Source organism: Pseudomonas sp. G3-19, from assembly GCF_054855875.1.
Genome location: NZ_JBMPIQ010000003.1, coordinates 5,981,983 through 5,996,892 on the forward strand (window position 1 = coordinate 5,981,983; position 14,910 = coordinate 5,996,892).

The 14,910-nt window shown below is 58.9% G+C and carries 12 protein-coding genes; 9 read left to right on the plus strand and 3 right to left on the minus strand.

The features are described from left to right. Both fliR and flhB read left to right on the plus strand, forming a co-directional pair. The gene (gene fliR / locus ACOYXI_RS27275) at window positions 1–786 is read left to right on the plus strand and encodes a flagellar biosynthetic protein FliR (protein WP_098967848.1); all 786 of its coding nucleotides are present in this window, start codon (window positions 1–3) and stop codon (window positions 784–786) included. A gap of 3 nt (window positions 787–789) precedes the next feature. Beyond that, window positions 790–1,929, plus strand: coding sequence for a flagellar biosynthesis protein FlhB (gene flhB, locus ACOYXI_RS27280; RefSeq protein ID WP_097090136.1), 1,140 nt, complete (start codon window positions 790–792; stop codon window positions 1,927–1,929). A 480-nt stretch (window positions 1,930–2,409) separates the two neighbouring features. On the opposite strand, the gene ACOYXI_RS27285 is transcribed toward flhB, so the two are convergent. From ACOYXI_RS27285 to ACOYXI_RS27295, 3 genes are all read right to left on the minus strand, one after another. Next, a complete protein-coding gene (locus tag ACOYXI_RS27285; protein WP_135295225.1) occupies window positions 2,410–2,769 on the minus strand; it encodes a DUF6124 family protein in 360 nt (119 codons plus the stop codon). Between the two features lie 482 nt (window positions 2,770–3,251). Continuing rightward, window positions 3,252–6,197 (minus strand): hypothetical protein, encoded by a 2,946-nt coding sequence (locus ACOYXI_RS27290; RefSeq protein WP_461675506.1) that lies wholly within the window; start codon window positions 6,195–6,197, stop codon window positions 3,252–3,254. Window positions 6,198–6,538: 341 nt separating this feature from the next. After that, on the minus strand, window positions 6,539–6,898 hold the full coding sequence (locus ACOYXI_RS27295; RefSeq protein ID WP_097090135.1) for a DUF6124 family protein: 360 nt from the start codon (window positions 6,896–6,898) through the stop codon (window positions 6,539–6,541). 605 nt (window positions 6,899–7,503) lie between these two features. Between ACOYXI_RS27295 and ACOYXI_RS27300 the strand changes: the two genes are divergently transcribed. The 7 genes from ACOYXI_RS27300 (at window position 7,504) to ACOYXI_RS27330 (ending at window position 14,903) form a co-directional block, all read left to right on the plus strand. Then, window positions 7,504–8,178, plus strand: a complete 675-nt coding sequence (locus ACOYXI_RS27300; protein ID WP_210559220.1) for a hypothetical protein — start codon at window positions 7,504–7,506, stop codon at window positions 8,176–8,178. A 219-nt stretch (window positions 8,179–8,397) separates the two neighbouring features. Then, window positions 8,398–10,527 (plus strand): flagellar biosynthesis protein FlhA, encoded by a 2,130-nt coding sequence (flhA, locus tag ACOYXI_RS27305; protein WP_461675507.1) that lies wholly within the window; start codon window positions 8,398–8,400, stop codon window positions 10,525–10,527. A gap of 11 nt (window positions 10,528–10,538) precedes the next feature. Continuing rightward, the gene (gene flhF / locus ACOYXI_RS27310) at window positions 10,539–11,879 is read left to right on the plus strand and encodes a flagellar biosynthesis protein FlhF (protein WP_003222914.1); all 1,341 of its coding nucleotides are present in this window, start codon (window positions 10,539–10,541) and stop codon (window positions 11,877–11,879) included. 113 nt (window positions 11,880–11,992) lie between these two features. Then, on the plus strand, window positions 11,993–12,823 hold the full coding sequence (gene fleN / locus ACOYXI_RS27315) for a flagellar synthesis regulator FleN (RefSeq protein ID WP_003222917.1): 831 nt from the start codon (window positions 11,993–11,995) through the stop codon (window positions 12,821–12,823). Then, complete coding sequence (fliA, locus tag ACOYXI_RS27320; protein ID WP_007920004.1) at window positions 12,820–13,560, plus strand: RNA polymerase sigma factor FliA; 741 nt, start codon at window positions 12,820–12,822, stop codon at window positions 13,558–13,560. The genes fleN and fliA overlap by 4 nt, the downstream gene beginning before the upstream one ends. 165 nt (window positions 13,561–13,725) lie before the next feature. Next, entirely contained in the window at window positions 13,726–14,097 is a 372-nt protein-coding gene (locus ACOYXI_RS27325) for a chemotaxis response regulator CheY (RefSeq protein WP_024012118.1), read from the plus strand. A 17-nt stretch (window positions 14,098–14,114) separates the two neighbouring features. Further along, window positions 14,115–14,903, plus strand: a complete 789-nt coding sequence (locus ACOYXI_RS27330) for a protein phosphatase CheZ (protein WP_027613919.1) — start codon at window positions 14,115–14,117, stop codon at window positions 14,901–14,903. The last annotated feature ends 7 nt before the right edge of the window (window positions 14,904–14,910 follow it).

Genomic DNA, 14,910 nt, shown 5'->3' on the forward strand with positions numbered 1-14,910 from the left:
ATGCAATCGCTGCTTCAGCTGACCGACACCCAGATCAGTACCTGGGTGGCGTCGTTCATGTTGCCACTGTTTCGCGTCGCCTCGATGCTGATGGTCATGCCGGTGTTCGGCACCACGTTGGTGTCGCGGCGGATACGCCTGTATTTCGCCGTGGCCATCACCGTATGCATTGCCCCGGGGCTGCCGCCGATGCCGGACGTCAGTCCGCTTGCTCTCAGCGGCTGGTTACTGATTGCCGAGCAGATTCTGGTGGGTGCTGTGCTGGGGTTTTCCCTGCAACTGTTTTTCCAGGCATTTGCCGTGGCCGGGCAGATTGTCGCGATCCAGATGGGCATGGGCTTCGCCTCGATGGTCGACCCGGCCAACGGCGTCTCGGTGGCGGTGATCGGGCAGTTCTTCACCATGCTGGTGACCTTGCTGTTCCTGTCGATGAACGGCCACCTGGTGGTCTTCGAAGTGCTCACCGAGAGCTTCACCACGCTGCCGGTCGGCGGCGGGTTGATGGCGGCGCAATACTGGGAGCTGGCCGGCAAACTCGGCTGGGTTCTCGGGGCGGCGTTGTTGCTGGTGTTGCCGGCGGTCACCGCGCTGCTGGTGGTCAACATCGCATTCGGCGTGATGACCCGCGCCGCGCCGCAACTGAACATTTTCTCCATCGGTTTCCCGCTGACTCTGGTACTGGGCCTGTTCATTGTCTGGGTCGGTCTGGCGGACATCCTCAATCAGTATCAACCGCTGGCCTCCGAGGCTTTGCAGTTGTTACGCGAACTGGCACGGGCGCGCTGAGCCATGGCAGAGAGCGAAAGCGGTCAGGACAAAACAGAAGACCCCACGGACAAACGCAAAAAGGACTCCCGTGAGAAGGGTGAGATTGCCCGCTCCAAAGAGCTCAACACCCTCGCCGTGATGATGGCCGGTGCCGGTGCGCTGCTGGTGTTCGGCGGCATGCTGGCCGAAGACCTGATGGAGCTGATGCGCCTGAACTTCACCCTCTCGCGCGAGGTGATCATGGATCAGGGGGCCATGGGCAGGTTCCTGTTGCAGTCGGGCCAGATGGCGCTGTTGGCGATCCAGCCGATCATGATCACCCTGTTGCTGGCGGCGCTGATCGGGCCGATCTCCCTCGGTGGCTGGCTGTTTGCCGCCGGCTCCATGGCACCCAAATTCAGCCGGATGAACCCGGCGGCAGGCCTGAAGCGGATGTTCTCGTTCAAGGCTGTGGTCGAACTGCTCAAGGCGCTGGCCAAATTTCTGATCACCCTCGGGGTGGCGTTGGCGGTGTTGTCGGCGGACGTCGATGATTTCTTGCGGATCGCCCACGAGCCGCTCGAAATGGCGATCATTCACAGCGTCACGCTGGTCGGCTGGAGTACGTTGTGGCTGGCCTGCGGCCTGATCATCATCGCCGCCGTCGACGTGCCGGTGCAGCTCTGGGAAGCGCACAAGAAACTGCTGATGACCAAGCAGGAAGTGCGCGACGAGCACAAGGATCAGGAAGGCCGGCCGGAGGTCAAGCAGCGCATCCGCCAGACCCAGCGCGAGATGTCGCAGCGGCGGATGATGGCGGCGATTCCCGACGCCGACGTGGTCATCACCAACCCGACCCACTACGCCGTCGCGCTCAAGTACGACTCGGAGAAGGGCGGCGCGCCAGTGCTGCTGGCCAAGGGCAGCGACTTCCTCGCGCTGAAGATCCGCGAAATCGCCGTCGCCAACAACGTCATGCTCCTCGAATCGCCGGGGCTGGCGCGCTCGATCTACTACTCCACCGAACTCGAGCAGGAAATCCCCGGCGGCCTGTACCTGGCGGTCGCCCAGGTGCTGGCCTACGTCTACCAGATCCGCCAGTACCGCGCCGGCAAGGGCAAACGCCCGGATCCACTCAAGGACGATTTGCCGATCCCGCCGGATCTGCGGCGCGATTCCTGACTTGACAGTAACGCAGTAAAAAACCGCCATCCCGATTGAACGGGGTGGCGGTTTTTTTATGCCTGACCCAAAGATATTTCAGCTCCTGCCGCGGTCATTGTGGTGAGGGGATTCATCCCCGATGGGCTGCGCAGCGGCCCCAGACTTCAATCTTTCAGAAATACCGCGAGTTCAGGTTTTACGACTGCTGCGCAGCCGAGCGGGAGCAAGCTCCCTCGCCACAGGTTCTTGCCTGCCTTCTTAGCCCGGTAATTCCAGATTATCCAGCGCCCGATTCACCGCCAGCTCCCCCGCCTGACCCAATGAAACGTCGGCTCCTGCCGCAGTCACTGTGGCGAGGGAGCTTGCTCCCGCTGGGCTGCGCAGCAGACCCAAATCCTGTCACTGCAAATTTTCAGAAATACCGCGAGTTCAGGGTTTACGGCTGCTGCGCAACCGATCGGGGATGAATCCCCTCGCCACAGGTTCTTGCCTGCCTTCTTAGCCCGGCAACTGCAGATTATCCAGCGCCCGATTCACCGCCAGCTCGCCAAGCATGATCAGTTGCGCGATGCCCAACAGAGTCCTGCGCTGCGACGCCGGTATGAGGTGGGCGAAGTCATTGGCGATGGTTCTGGCCGAGGCGAGTGTTTCGCAGGCATCGGCCAGCAGTTCTTCGTTTTTGAAGTCTGCGGTCACGGCATACATCGAGCGGGTTTTGCGTTGAATGGGCGTGGCGCCGGGAGAGCAGAGGTAGTGGTCGAGGGCGCGGTCAGCCGCTTCGTGGAGCTTTTTTGAATCGAGGGATTCGTAGGGGGAGGTGGCGTCGGTTTCGGGTGGGTTGGGTGTTGGTTTGCTCATGGTGAAGCTCCTTTGAAGTGGAGCCGCTACAACCTGTCGCTAAACAGGAGGGGTGGCGGCTGTACGCAGGTTAGCGAACCGGTCAAAGGCACCCGGCAGACCCGAAGGTCTCCCGCATACAGCCACCATGACGAAATCGCGAAAATTCAGATCCGCAACGAAGCCTGGAACGCTGATGCACCTTTGACTTGAATTCGAGTCGCTAAACCCGATCGCTGATTCGTCAGCGACCGATCCACAATAGAACCCGACCCCAAGGCGCACAAGCCGGCGGATTCTGGCGTAGCTGTAGGCAATGGCGCAAGGGTGTGTAGCCTTGAAGACGTGTCTGGAGGTGTTTTTTAAACGTATGGTTTAAAGACAAAAAATTGGGGGGGCTGTCTGGGACGTACTCTCCATCTGTCCCTGTAGGATTCGTCGCCACGCCGAGCACGGCGACATGCGTCGCGCTCGGCGGTTCATGAAAGAAAAGGGTAAGGCGCTCAACAGTTCATTGAGAAATTATCTATAAATGAACTAGTATTTCCATTATGTATATCTATATATTTGATTTTTTTGTTTGGTGTTTCTGTGATGTCAACCCATATTTTATATTCTTCATTGTATGGCGGGGTGGACACGGTTTTAACTAAATTTAAGTTTTCGTCGTAGCATCGGTACTCTGAGATGGTTCTATAAGCGCAGGAAGTGCCGAATCTAATGCTTTTTGCTGTTTGTTTTAGTGTGAGCCTTAGGATTCCTTTTGATGAAAGGATTTCTATATATTTTGATGTTATTTGTGGGGCGTAAACATAACCTTCAGAGCTGAAAAGTACGCGCGTTGATACTAACGTAACGGTCATGCTTGGGAAATCCATGACTGTTCCAATGGGTTTGATACCAGGTGTCCCTGTCTCGAAATCCTCAAGTATTATTAAAGGAGGACTTTTCAAAAAGTTTAAATTCAATAGTGGAAATATAATAGGTGTCAAATTGCTGGCGGGGATCGGCAATACTTCTAAAGAAATCTTCAATTCAGTATCGTGTCCCAGACTTAACAACTGCTCTCTGGTCAGTGTCTCTTTTATTCCAGAGGTTTTTTCCGTATCGGTTATTTTGTAGTTGGTCAATATCGGAATTGTGCAGTCGTCGTTGTTGTCGTCTTTTCCCGAAAGTTTTAGTTGCACGATGTTATCAGTGCTGATGCCTGTCCATGGCAGCACGGTAACCTCAGCGTTTCCTTCAAAAGAATTCAAATCCAGCACGTTGTCATCCGATGCCTGTGGGATTTTCGGCGAGGGTAGCCGAGGGTCTTCATCCGCTATCTTCAGCAAAGTCACCCTGGTCGCATCTGATTCACCCGCTTGTTCATCATTGCGATTCAAATCCCAGCGCAATTCGATCACCTTGCCATGTCGCGCCGCCAGAAACGCCGGGTTCAATACTGTATCCACCCGTTTGTTGTTGAACTCCACCAAAGGAAACGGTGGCGTGAATGCTGGGGGATCGACCTCCACCAGGCGTGCCCGGTCGCCGCTCAATGCTTCTGGGTATTCGATGCGCACCGTCACCCCGTCCGGGTAGGCCAGGACATCAATCGGATCTTTGGCCGGTGCTACAAGGAACGGTGGCGGCAGCTCCCCCAGCGCCGTCCCGATGCGCAACGTCAACTCATGAGAATGCCCCAGTGTCTCGCCCGCCCGCTGAATGCTGTAATCGGCAACCACCGTACCGTTCAGGTTGGGGGTCACGTATTTTTTCTCAACGGTAATCCGCACAGGCCGGCCAGCGGTGGCAGGGATCAGGTCGACATGACTACTGACGCTACCGCCGCTGGCAGAGCCGCGCCAACGGTAGTTCACACGATCCTTGTCGCGGGTGCCGAGGTACGGCACCACCAGCGTGGCACCGGTTGGTGGCACGTTGTCCGGATCGAGCACGTCGTTGGCATCTGCGCCCTCGACTTCCGGCCGGTCGAACGTCGGCAGGGCGACGCCGACCTGCATCATGAACGGCAGCGACTCGCGAACGCTCAACAGCCCCGTTTCGCTGTTGGTGACGATGTAATAGACCTTGACGTTCAGGCCGTTGAAACGCTGGATTTCGGCATTGCTCACGCTGCGCAGGACGGGCTGATTGTCCGCTACGTTGCCGACCGGGCGGGGATCTTCGTAATAAACGGTGTCGTTACCGGGCGCCTGGGCCCACCAGATCAGGTTGAGCAGGTCGCTGCTGTTGCGACCGGGGTACCAAGGGATCTGCACAGTCGCCCAAGGCGTTTCGGGTGGCAACGTTCCGCCTGGTGCCTCATCGACGGTGGGGGCGACTAACTGGCTGATGTCGCCAATTACGGTGACGCTGGCATTTTTTGAGCGGCGGTCGCTTTCATTGCTGCGACGGCGCACATAGCCGACCGAGGCTGCGCCTTTGGCAATGGCTTTGACGGCGGCGTTGGGGATGGGGAAATCGAGCTGGAAGGGCACGTACAACACCTCTTTCTCCAGCGGCCCGACGATGATCTGCGAGCCTTGCGCCGGGGTGCCAATCCAGGTCAGGAGCACCTTGTCGCCCACCGCAAAATCGTCCTTGGTGATGTACACGCGGGCGTTCACATCGTCATCCCCGAGCTGGTCGAGGTCGATGCTGTCGGTTGGAATGCCGTTGACCAGCACCTGCGGTTCGTCCAGCCGATTGCCCCCCAGGTCCACCAACAGATAATGCGTCGCCGACCACGGCGCGCGTTCGTCCGGGAAGTTACCGCAGCGGTCAATGACCTGATAAGCCACCGCGACACGATCACCGTCCCCGGCATCGTCAATAACGGCGCGGCTGAAGACAACCTCGATCGGGTTTCTGATCGGGTCCTGGGCCTGTTCCGGCGTAACGACATGCACCTCTTGCTGGCTGCCCCAGCGGGCGAGAATGCGGTCGTATCGGGTGAGGTTGCGGTAAGGCACGATGTGCATCGTCACCCCGCTGGGCGGCAGGTTTTCATCGACCTCGTCATGAGAGAGGGAGAACTTGAGATCGGAGTGGCCGTCATCGCCGGGAATGTCATCGTACCCCCCGGGACGCGTGAGTTTGACCAGCAGGGTCATGACCGGTTTCGAGTCCTCCGGGGCGCCCTGGTTCTTGCGCGTGATCCGGTAGAACACTGGCGTGGCATCCCCCTCAAGTACCTGGCCCTTGGCAATGGTGAAAACCAGGTCCTGGTTGAGCTCGGCATCGTGCTCTAAGGTCTTGCTCCAGACCGCGGCGCTGTCATTGTCCCAGAACACCTCGGCCAGATCGCCAATGGACATGGTCAGCCAGGCGGGGATGATGCCTTGCAGATCGCCTTCCACGGCTCTGATGGGTATGCCGCCGTCATAGTGTTCGGCAGGGCTGAGGTTGACCAGTGCCGGAAGATACGGAGGTCTGAGGGCTTGAGGGGTTTGCTTGCTGGACATCTGGCGAACTCCGGTCGGGGGGCTGGGTGACGGAGTTATTGAGCGCGCGTTGGAGGAATTAGGCACCTGTCAGATCTAACAGGTGCTGGCGGGTTTCCGACAAGTGGTCATGTGGGCTGAAGGAAAGAGGCGACAAACCGCCGCCCGGTTAAATGAGGTGGCGGTTTTTTAAGCCTGAAGACATGTGTCGGCTGTGAGGCCGCTTTCGCGAGCAAGCCCGCTCCCACAGGGATTGGGGTCGATCACAAACCTGTGCTACACGCCGAACCTGTGGGAGCGGGCTTGCCCGCGAAGACGTCAGCAGCCACAACGCCTCACTCAGGGCTTGTCACAGATCCCTGCTACTGCGGCAACTGCAGATTATCCAGCGCCCGATTCACCGCCAGCTCGCCGAGCATGATCAGTTGCGCGATGCCCAGCAGCGTCCTGCGCTGCGACGCCGGTATCAGATGGGCGAAGTCATTGGCGATGGTTCTGGCCGAGGCGAGTGTTTCGCAGGCATCGGCCAGCAGTTCTTCGTTTTTGAAGTCGGCGGTCACGGCGTACATCGAACGGGTTTTACGTTGAATGGGCGTGGCGCCGGGCGAGCAGAGGTAGTGGTCGAGGGCGCGGTCGGCGGCTTCGTGGAGCTTTTTTGAATCGAGGGATTCGTAGGGGGAGGTGGCGTCGGTTTCGGGTGGGTTGGGTGTTGGTTTGATCATGCTGAAGCTCCTAGAGTCGACGGAGCTGCCACATTTCGCTGCGATACGAAAGGGAGGTGGCAGCTATACGCGAGTCGCAGACCGGGACTCTAGAACCGGCAGACCCAAAGGTCTCCCACGTACAGCCGCCATAAAACGAGGACGGAAGTTGTGCGTCTAGAAATCAGCGGGCTGCGAGACCCGATCGCTGATTCGTCAGCGACCGACCCACAATAGAACCCGACCCCAAGGCGCACAAGCCGGCGGATTCTGGCGTAGCTGTAGGCAATGGCGCAAGAATATGTAGCCCGCAAGGCGTGTCTGGAGGTGTCTTTTAAACGCTAGCGTTTAAAGGTGCTGCGCATGATTCTGTGGTGTCGCGGATGGCTTCTTCGCGAGCAAGCCCACTCCCACAGGGGATCGGTGTGATACCCCCTATCTGTGTTCATTGCGGCGCGATTCCTGATAAATCAAAAGACAGCGGCCCTCCGCTTGTCTGAAAAAGACCTCTACCTGTTAGTTCTGACAGTGGACACAAAGGGCATTCAGCTATTCCATGTTCCTTGGCAGGTTTCACGGGCAATTCGCCTTCTGACCTGTCTTTAACATTCGCCAAGGAGAAGGTCATGCAAGAGAACTACAAAAAGCTTGAAGGAATGAGGTTCGAGTTCGTTTCCGGGTCGGTGGCGAAAGAGTCTGATCATATCGCTTGCACGTTCACTTTTAAGGCGATGTTGGACTTCACGCATTTCGTGCACATGAGCAATGCGTATGTGCCGGGCTATCTCGATTCGTATATCAATGCGATCAAGCCAAGGTTGGACGGGGTAGCCCACCATAGTCTCTACAACCGATTCAATAGTGCCGCTGGCAACATTGGTACTGTTGAAGAGTTGGTCAGAGTTTTCTCTTCGCCCAACAACTACTCCGATACATGGAGTAGCAATGGCACCGGCCTACTGGCGCGTTATCACAAACCACAATTTCACATGGTCGGTGATCAGTTACAGGTCACGGGTGGGCAGGACTTTCGATGGGAGGTCGAGCCGGAGGTCGAACGGAAGATCGAGCCGCAGGATGTGCCGGACATTTACTTTGTCTGGGCACTGATTGTGTTGAAGGCATACCCCGAAGATCCTTTTCATCAGCCTGAGGAAATCGTGACATTAGGCTATTCTGAGGAAGCGTTTGTCGACGTGGGAGGGAGTCCGATCCGTAAGGGTACGCGCTATCTGGTGGGCCGCGATTTGCGTCTTGGTGCGATAAATCCAGAGCAAATTTTGACTGCCGGGTATCCGTGAGTGCGCGGTTTTTTCTGATTTTTTCACCCGCCTCTAATGGTGATAGCCGTCCTGCGTCTGTTTAGCGGTCGGCTCCATGGCGCCCGGCTGCAGGCAAGACAATTCCCCGAAACAAACCTCAATTTCAATCCCCGGCAAAAGTTGGAAGGCTTCTTGCAGTAGCCGCCGTGCGCCTGCTTTGGGCGTCAAAAGTTTGCTTTAAAGGAACGGGGAAAACCGGTGGATCGCTCTCAGTTATTCAACACTGCTCGCTCGAATGTTGCCGACCTCAGTCGAGGCAATCTGGGCGTGCCGTTGTTGCTGCTGGTCATGCTGGCGATGATGATGTTGCCGGTGCCGCCGTTCCTGCTGGACGTGTTTTTCACCTTCAACATCGCCCTGTCGATCGTCGTCCTGCTGGTCTGCGTGTATGCGCTGCGGCCGCTGGATTTCGCGGTGTTCCCGACCATTCTGCTGGTGGCGACGCTGCTGCGGCTGGCGTTGAACGTGGCCTCGACGCGGGTGGTGATGCTCCACGGTCAGGACGGCCACGCCGCTGCCGGTAAGGTGATTCAGGCCTTCGGTGAGGTGGTGATCGGCGGTAACTACGTGGTCGGTATCGTGGTGTTCGCGATCCTGATGATCATCAACTTCGTCGTGGTGACCAAGGGTGCCGGGCGGATTTCCGAGGTGAGCGCACGCTTCACCCTCGACGCGATGCCCGGCAAACAAATGGCGATCGACGCCGACCTCAACGCCGGTCTGATCGACCAGAACCAGGCCAAGGCCCGCCGTCAGGAAGTCGCCCAAGAGGCCGAGTTCTACGGTTCGATGGACGGTGCCAGCAAGTTCGTCCGTGGTGACGCCATCGCCGGCCTGCTGATTCTGTTCATCAACCTGATCGGCGGCATGGCCGTCGGTATCTTCCAGCACAACATGTCATTCGCCGACGCCGGCAGGGTGTACGCCTTGCTGACCATCGGTGACGGTTTGGTGGCGCAATTGCCATCACTGTTGTTATCGACAGCGGCAGCGATCATGGTGACCCGTGCTTCCGGTTCGGAAGACATGGGCAAGCAGATCAATCGGCAGATGTTCGCCTCGCCCAAAGCCTTGGCGGTGGCGGCCGGTCTGATGGCGGTCATGGGCCTGGTGCCGGGCATGCCGCACTTCTCGTTCCTGAGCATGGCCGCGCTGGCTGCCGGTGGCGCGTATCTGTTCTGGAAAAAGCAGAACGTCGCCAAGGTGCAGGCGCTGCAAGAAGTTCAGCGTCAGCAGGAACTGTTGCCGTCGCCGGCCCGCGCCATGGAAACCAAGGAGCTGGGCTGGGATGACGTGACGCCGATCGACATGATCGGCCTGGAAGTCGGTTACCGCCTGATCCCGTTGGTGGATCGCAATCAGGGCGGGCAGTTGCTGGCGCGGATCAAGGGCGTGCGCAAGAAGCTCTCGCAGGATCTGGGCTTCCTGATGCCGACCGTGCACATTCGCGACAACCTCGATCTGGCGCCGAGCGCCTATCGCCTGACCCTGATGGGCGTGATCCTGGCCGAAGCCGAGATCTACCCGGATCGCGAACTGGCGATCAACCCGGGGCAGGTCTACGGCACGCTCAACGGCATTACCGCCAAAGATCCGGCTTTCGGCCTGGAGGCGGTGTGGATCGAAGTCAGCCAGCGCGCCCAGGCGCAATCGCTCGGTTACACCGTGGTCGACGCCAGTACCGTGGTCGCGACCCACTTGAACCAGATTCTGTACAAGCACTCCAGCGAGCTGATCGGCCACGAGGAAGTGCAGCAACTCATGCAATTGCTGGCCAAAAGCTCGCCGAAACTGGCTGAAGAGCTGGTGCCGGGTGTGGTTTCGCTGTCGCAGTTGCTCAAAGTGCTGCAGGCGTTGCTCGCCGAACACGTGCCGGTGCGCGATATCCGCAGCATTGCCGAGGCTATCGCCAACAACGCCGCCAAGAGTCAAGATACCGCCGCCTTGGTGGCCGCAGTACGCGTCGGCGTATCCCGCGCCATCGTCCAAAGCATTGTAGGCACTGACTCCGAGCTGCCTGTGATCACCTTGGAACCAAGGTTGGAACAAATATTGCTCAATAGTCTGCAGAAGGCAGGACAAGGCTCTGAAGAGGGCGTTCTGCTGGAGCCAAGCATGGCCGAGAAGCTGCAGCGTTCGCTCATCGAAGCGGCGCAGCGCCAGGAAATGCAAGGTCAACCGGTGATCCTGTTGGTAGCAGGCCCGATCCGCGCGATGCTCTCGCGTTTCGGTCGCCTCGCAGTCCCGGGGCTGCACGTGCTGGCCTATCAGGAAATTCCGGACAACAAGCAAGTGACCATCGTTGCGACAGTAGGGCCCAACGGCTGAGGTAGTGGTTTATGCAAGTTAAGCGTTTTTTCGCCGCCGATATGCGTCAGGCCATGAAGCTGGTTCGTGATGAGCTGGGCGCTGATGCCGCCATCATTGGCAACCGCCGCATTGCCGGCGGCGTCGAGCTGACGGCGGCGCTGGATTACAAATTGTCGGCGCTGGCGCCACGGGTTCCGAACATGGAACTCGAGGACGAGCTGCGCAAGACCCAGTCGCGCATCGTGACCGCCCAGGCCGAACTGAGCCTGCGTGGCGAAGCCGACGGCAACACCAATCGCCAATTGTTCGCCGGGCTGCCGTTGACGGCCGGCCTGCCGCTGACCGCTGCCGAACCGTTGAGCGAACCGACTTACGCCGCCCCGGCGCGTCCAGCGCCCGCGCCTGCACAGTCGTCCGCCGGCATCGATCCGCGTGCGCTGGATTCGATGCGTTTCGAATTGAACAGTCTGCGCGAACTGATGGAAGTGCAGCTCGGCACGCTGGCCTGGAATCAGCTGCAAGGCAGCCGTCCGGCGCAAGCCAATCTGTATCGTCGTCTGCAACGCATAGGTCTGTCCGGGCCGTTGTCGCGCGATCTGCTGGCGATGATTACTGATATCGAAGAGCCGCGTCAGGCCTGGCGCATGCTGCTTGCGCACCTGGCGCGGATGATTGCCGTACCGGAAGTCGAGCCGCTGGAAGAGGGCGGGGTGATTGCCATGGTCGGCCCGGCCGGCATGGGCAAAACCACCACCCTGGCCAAACTCGCCGCGCGCTACGTGCTCAAGTACGGCGCGCAGAATGTCGCGCTGGTCAGCATGGACAGCTTCCGCATCGGCGCGCAGGAACAACTGAAGACGCTGGGGCGGATTCTCAATGTGCCGGTGACCCACGTCGATCCGGGCCAGTCGCTGGTGCAGGCGCTCGACCCGCTGCTGCGCAAGCGCGTGGTGCTGATCGATACCGCCGGCTTGCAGGCCAGCGATCCGGCCTTGCGCATGCAGCTGGAAAGTCTGGCCGGGCGTGGCATCCGTTCAAAAAATTATCTGGTGCTGGCAACCACCAGCCAGAAACAGGTTCTAACCGCCGCTTATCACAGTTACAAGCGTTGCGGGCTTGCCGGCTGCATCCTGACTAAACTGGATGAGACGGCCAGCCTTGGCGAAGTGTTGAGCCTGGCGATCAGTCATGAACTGCCGGTCGCGTACCTGACCGATGGCCCACGGATTCCGGATGATCTGCATCTGCCGCGCCGTCATCAACTGGTCAGCCGCGCCGTCAGCGTGCAAATGCAGGAAGAACCCAGCGAAGAAGCCATGGCTGACATGTTCGCTGATATCTACCACAGCCCGACCAAGCAGGTTGGCTGAGGTAATGAACCGTTTTTGTACCTACATCGATGGTCTGCCATGCATTGTTCCGGTTGAGAACGCGCAGCCAGTAATGTGGCCTCCGTCTATGCAAGACAAGGTAAAGAAATAACATGGGCAGCATGCATCCCGTACAGGTGATCGCGGTGACCGGCGGCAAAGGTGGCGTCGGCAAGACTAACGTGTCAGTGAACTTGTCTCTGGCGCTGGCAGAGCTTGGCCGTCGGGTCATGCTGCTGGACGCCGATCTGGGGCTGGCGAACGTCGACGTTCTGCTGGGACTGACCCCCAAACGTACTCTGGCCGATGTGATCGAAGGCCGCTGTGAGCTGCGCGACGTGCTGTTGCAGGGCCCCGGCGGGATCCGCATCGTGCCGGCCGCTTCCGGCACCCAAAGCATGGTGCACCTGAGCCCGGCGCAACATGCCGGTCTGATTCAGGCCTTCAGCGACATCGGCGACAACCTCGATGTGCTGGTGATCGACACCGCTGCAGGTATTGGTGACTCGGTAGTCAGTTTTGTCCGCGCCGCGCAGGAAGTGTTGCTGGTGGTCTGCGACGAGCCGACCTCGATCACCGACGCCTACGCGCTGATCAAACTGCTCAACCGCGACTACGGCATGAACCGCTTCCGCGTGCTGGCCAACATGGCGCAGAGCCCGCAGGAAGGGCGCAACCTGTTCGCCAAGTTGACCAAGGTCACGGATCGCTTCCTCGACGTCGCCTTACAATACGTCGGCGCCGTGCCGTACGACGAAAGCGTGCGCAAGGCAGTGCAGAAGCAGCGAGCGGTCTATGAAGCCTTTCCGCGTTCCAAGTGCGCGCTGGCGTTCAAGGCGATCGCGCAGAAGGTCGATACCTGGCCGCTGCCTGCCAACCCGCGCGGCCACCTTGAGTTTTTCGTCGAGCGCCTCGTGCAGCAAACAGCAGGGCCTGTGTTATGACCGCGAGCGGTATGAACTACTACAAGAAGTCGGCACGTGACGCGCAGTACGAGTTGATCGAGCGTTACGCGCCACTGGTCAAGCGCATTGCCTATCACTTGCTGGCGCGCTTGCCGGCGAGTGTGCAGGTTGAAGACCTGATTCAGGCCGGGATGATCGGCCTGCTCGAAGTCTCAACCAAATATGACGCCAGCAAAGGCGCCAGTTTCGAAACGTACGCGGGCATCCGGATCCGCGGCGCGATGCTCGATGAAGTGCGCAAAGGGGATTGGGCACCGCGCTCGGTTCACCGCAATACCCGTATGGTCAGCGATGCCATTCGCTCAATTGAAGCTAAAACCGGCCGTGACGCTAAAGATCACGAGGTTGCGGCCGAACTCCAATTGAGTCTCGACGATTACTACGGGATTTTGAATGACACCCTGGGCAGCCGGCTGTTCAGTTTCGACGATCTGTTGCAGGACGGCGAACACGAAGGGCTGCACGAGGATGGCGCCAGTGCTCATCTTGAGCCGTCACGCGATCTGGAAGATGAACGCTTTCAGGCGGCGCTGGCGGACGCGATTGCCAATTTGCCGGAGCGTGAGCGACTGGTGTTGGCGCTGTACTACGACGAAGAGCTGAACCTCAAGGAGATCGGTGAAGTCCTTGGCGTCAGTGAATCGCGGGTCAGCCAGTTACACAGCCAGTGCGCGGCCCGTTTGCGGGGGCGTTTGGGGGAGTGGCGAGCGCGCTGAAGGCAGTGTGGGGACACTGCGAACGAGGCTGGTGCGGTGAGAACGGCACCGGTCTTGCTCTGTTGTGCTCCAGACAGTCTTCGAGTGCTGCGCCGATTGATTGAAGTGGCGCGTCCAGGTGCTGGGCGCGTTTAAGACTGCTTGGAGGTCGAATTGAACAAAGACATGAAAATCCTCATCGTTGATGACTTCTCAACGATGCGGCGGATCATCAAGAACCTGCTGCGCGATCTCGGGTTCACCAACACCGTCGAGGCCGACGATGGCACTACCGCCATTCCGGTACTCAACAGCGGCAGCATCGACTTTCTGGTAACGGACTGGAACATGCCGGGCATGACCGGTATCGACTTGCTGCGCCACGTGCGTGCCGATGAAAAACTCAAGCACCTGCCGGTGCTGATGGTGACCGCTGAAGCCAAGCGCGAGCAAATCATCGAGGCCGCTCAGGCCGGTGTGAACGGCTACGTGGTCAAACCTTTCACGGCTCAGGCGTTGAAAGACAAAATCGAGAAGATTTTCGAACGCATCGGCTGATGACGCGCGGGGGAGCTATGGAGCATAACGAATCTTCACAGGGCGATTTCGAGTCGACCCTGAAAAAACACGCGGTCGAACTGGTCGAGAGCCTTGAAAAAGGCAGGTTCGGCGACGCTGTGCAACTGATCCATGAGCTCAATCAGACCCGTGACCGCGGCCTGTATCAGGAAGTGGGCAAGCTCACACGCGAACTGCACAGTGCGATCGTCAATTTCCAGATCGATCCGCACATGCCGCAGGCCGAGGAAGTGTCGCAAATCACCGACGCCACCGAACGCCTGGGCTATGTGGTCAAGCTGACCGAAGCCGCGGCCAACCGCACCATGGATCTGGTGGAAAGCGCCACCCCGGTGGTCAATGGCCTGGCTGAAGAAGCCCAGGCGCTGAGCACCGATTGGGGCCGCTTCATGCGTCGTGAAGTCGGAGCTGAAGAGTTCCGCGAACTGGCGCGCCGGGTCGACGGTTTTCTGTCACGCAGCAGCACGGACAACCGTGCGGTGTCGAGCAACCTCAACGACATCCTGCTGGCTCAGGATTACCAGGACCTCACCGGTCAAGTGATCAAGCGTGTGACCCAACTGGTCACCGAAGTCGAAAGCAATTTGCTCAAACTCGTCCTCATGGCCAGTCAGGTTGACCGCTTTGCGGGCATCGAACACGACCGTGCCGCGATGCTTGCAGAAAAAGATCCACAAAAACATCTCTCGCAGGGTGAAGGTCCGCAGATTCATGCCGATAAACGAGAAGACGTTGTGTCCGGTCAGGACGATGTGGACGATTTGTTATCCAGCCTCGGATTCTAGAGTTTTG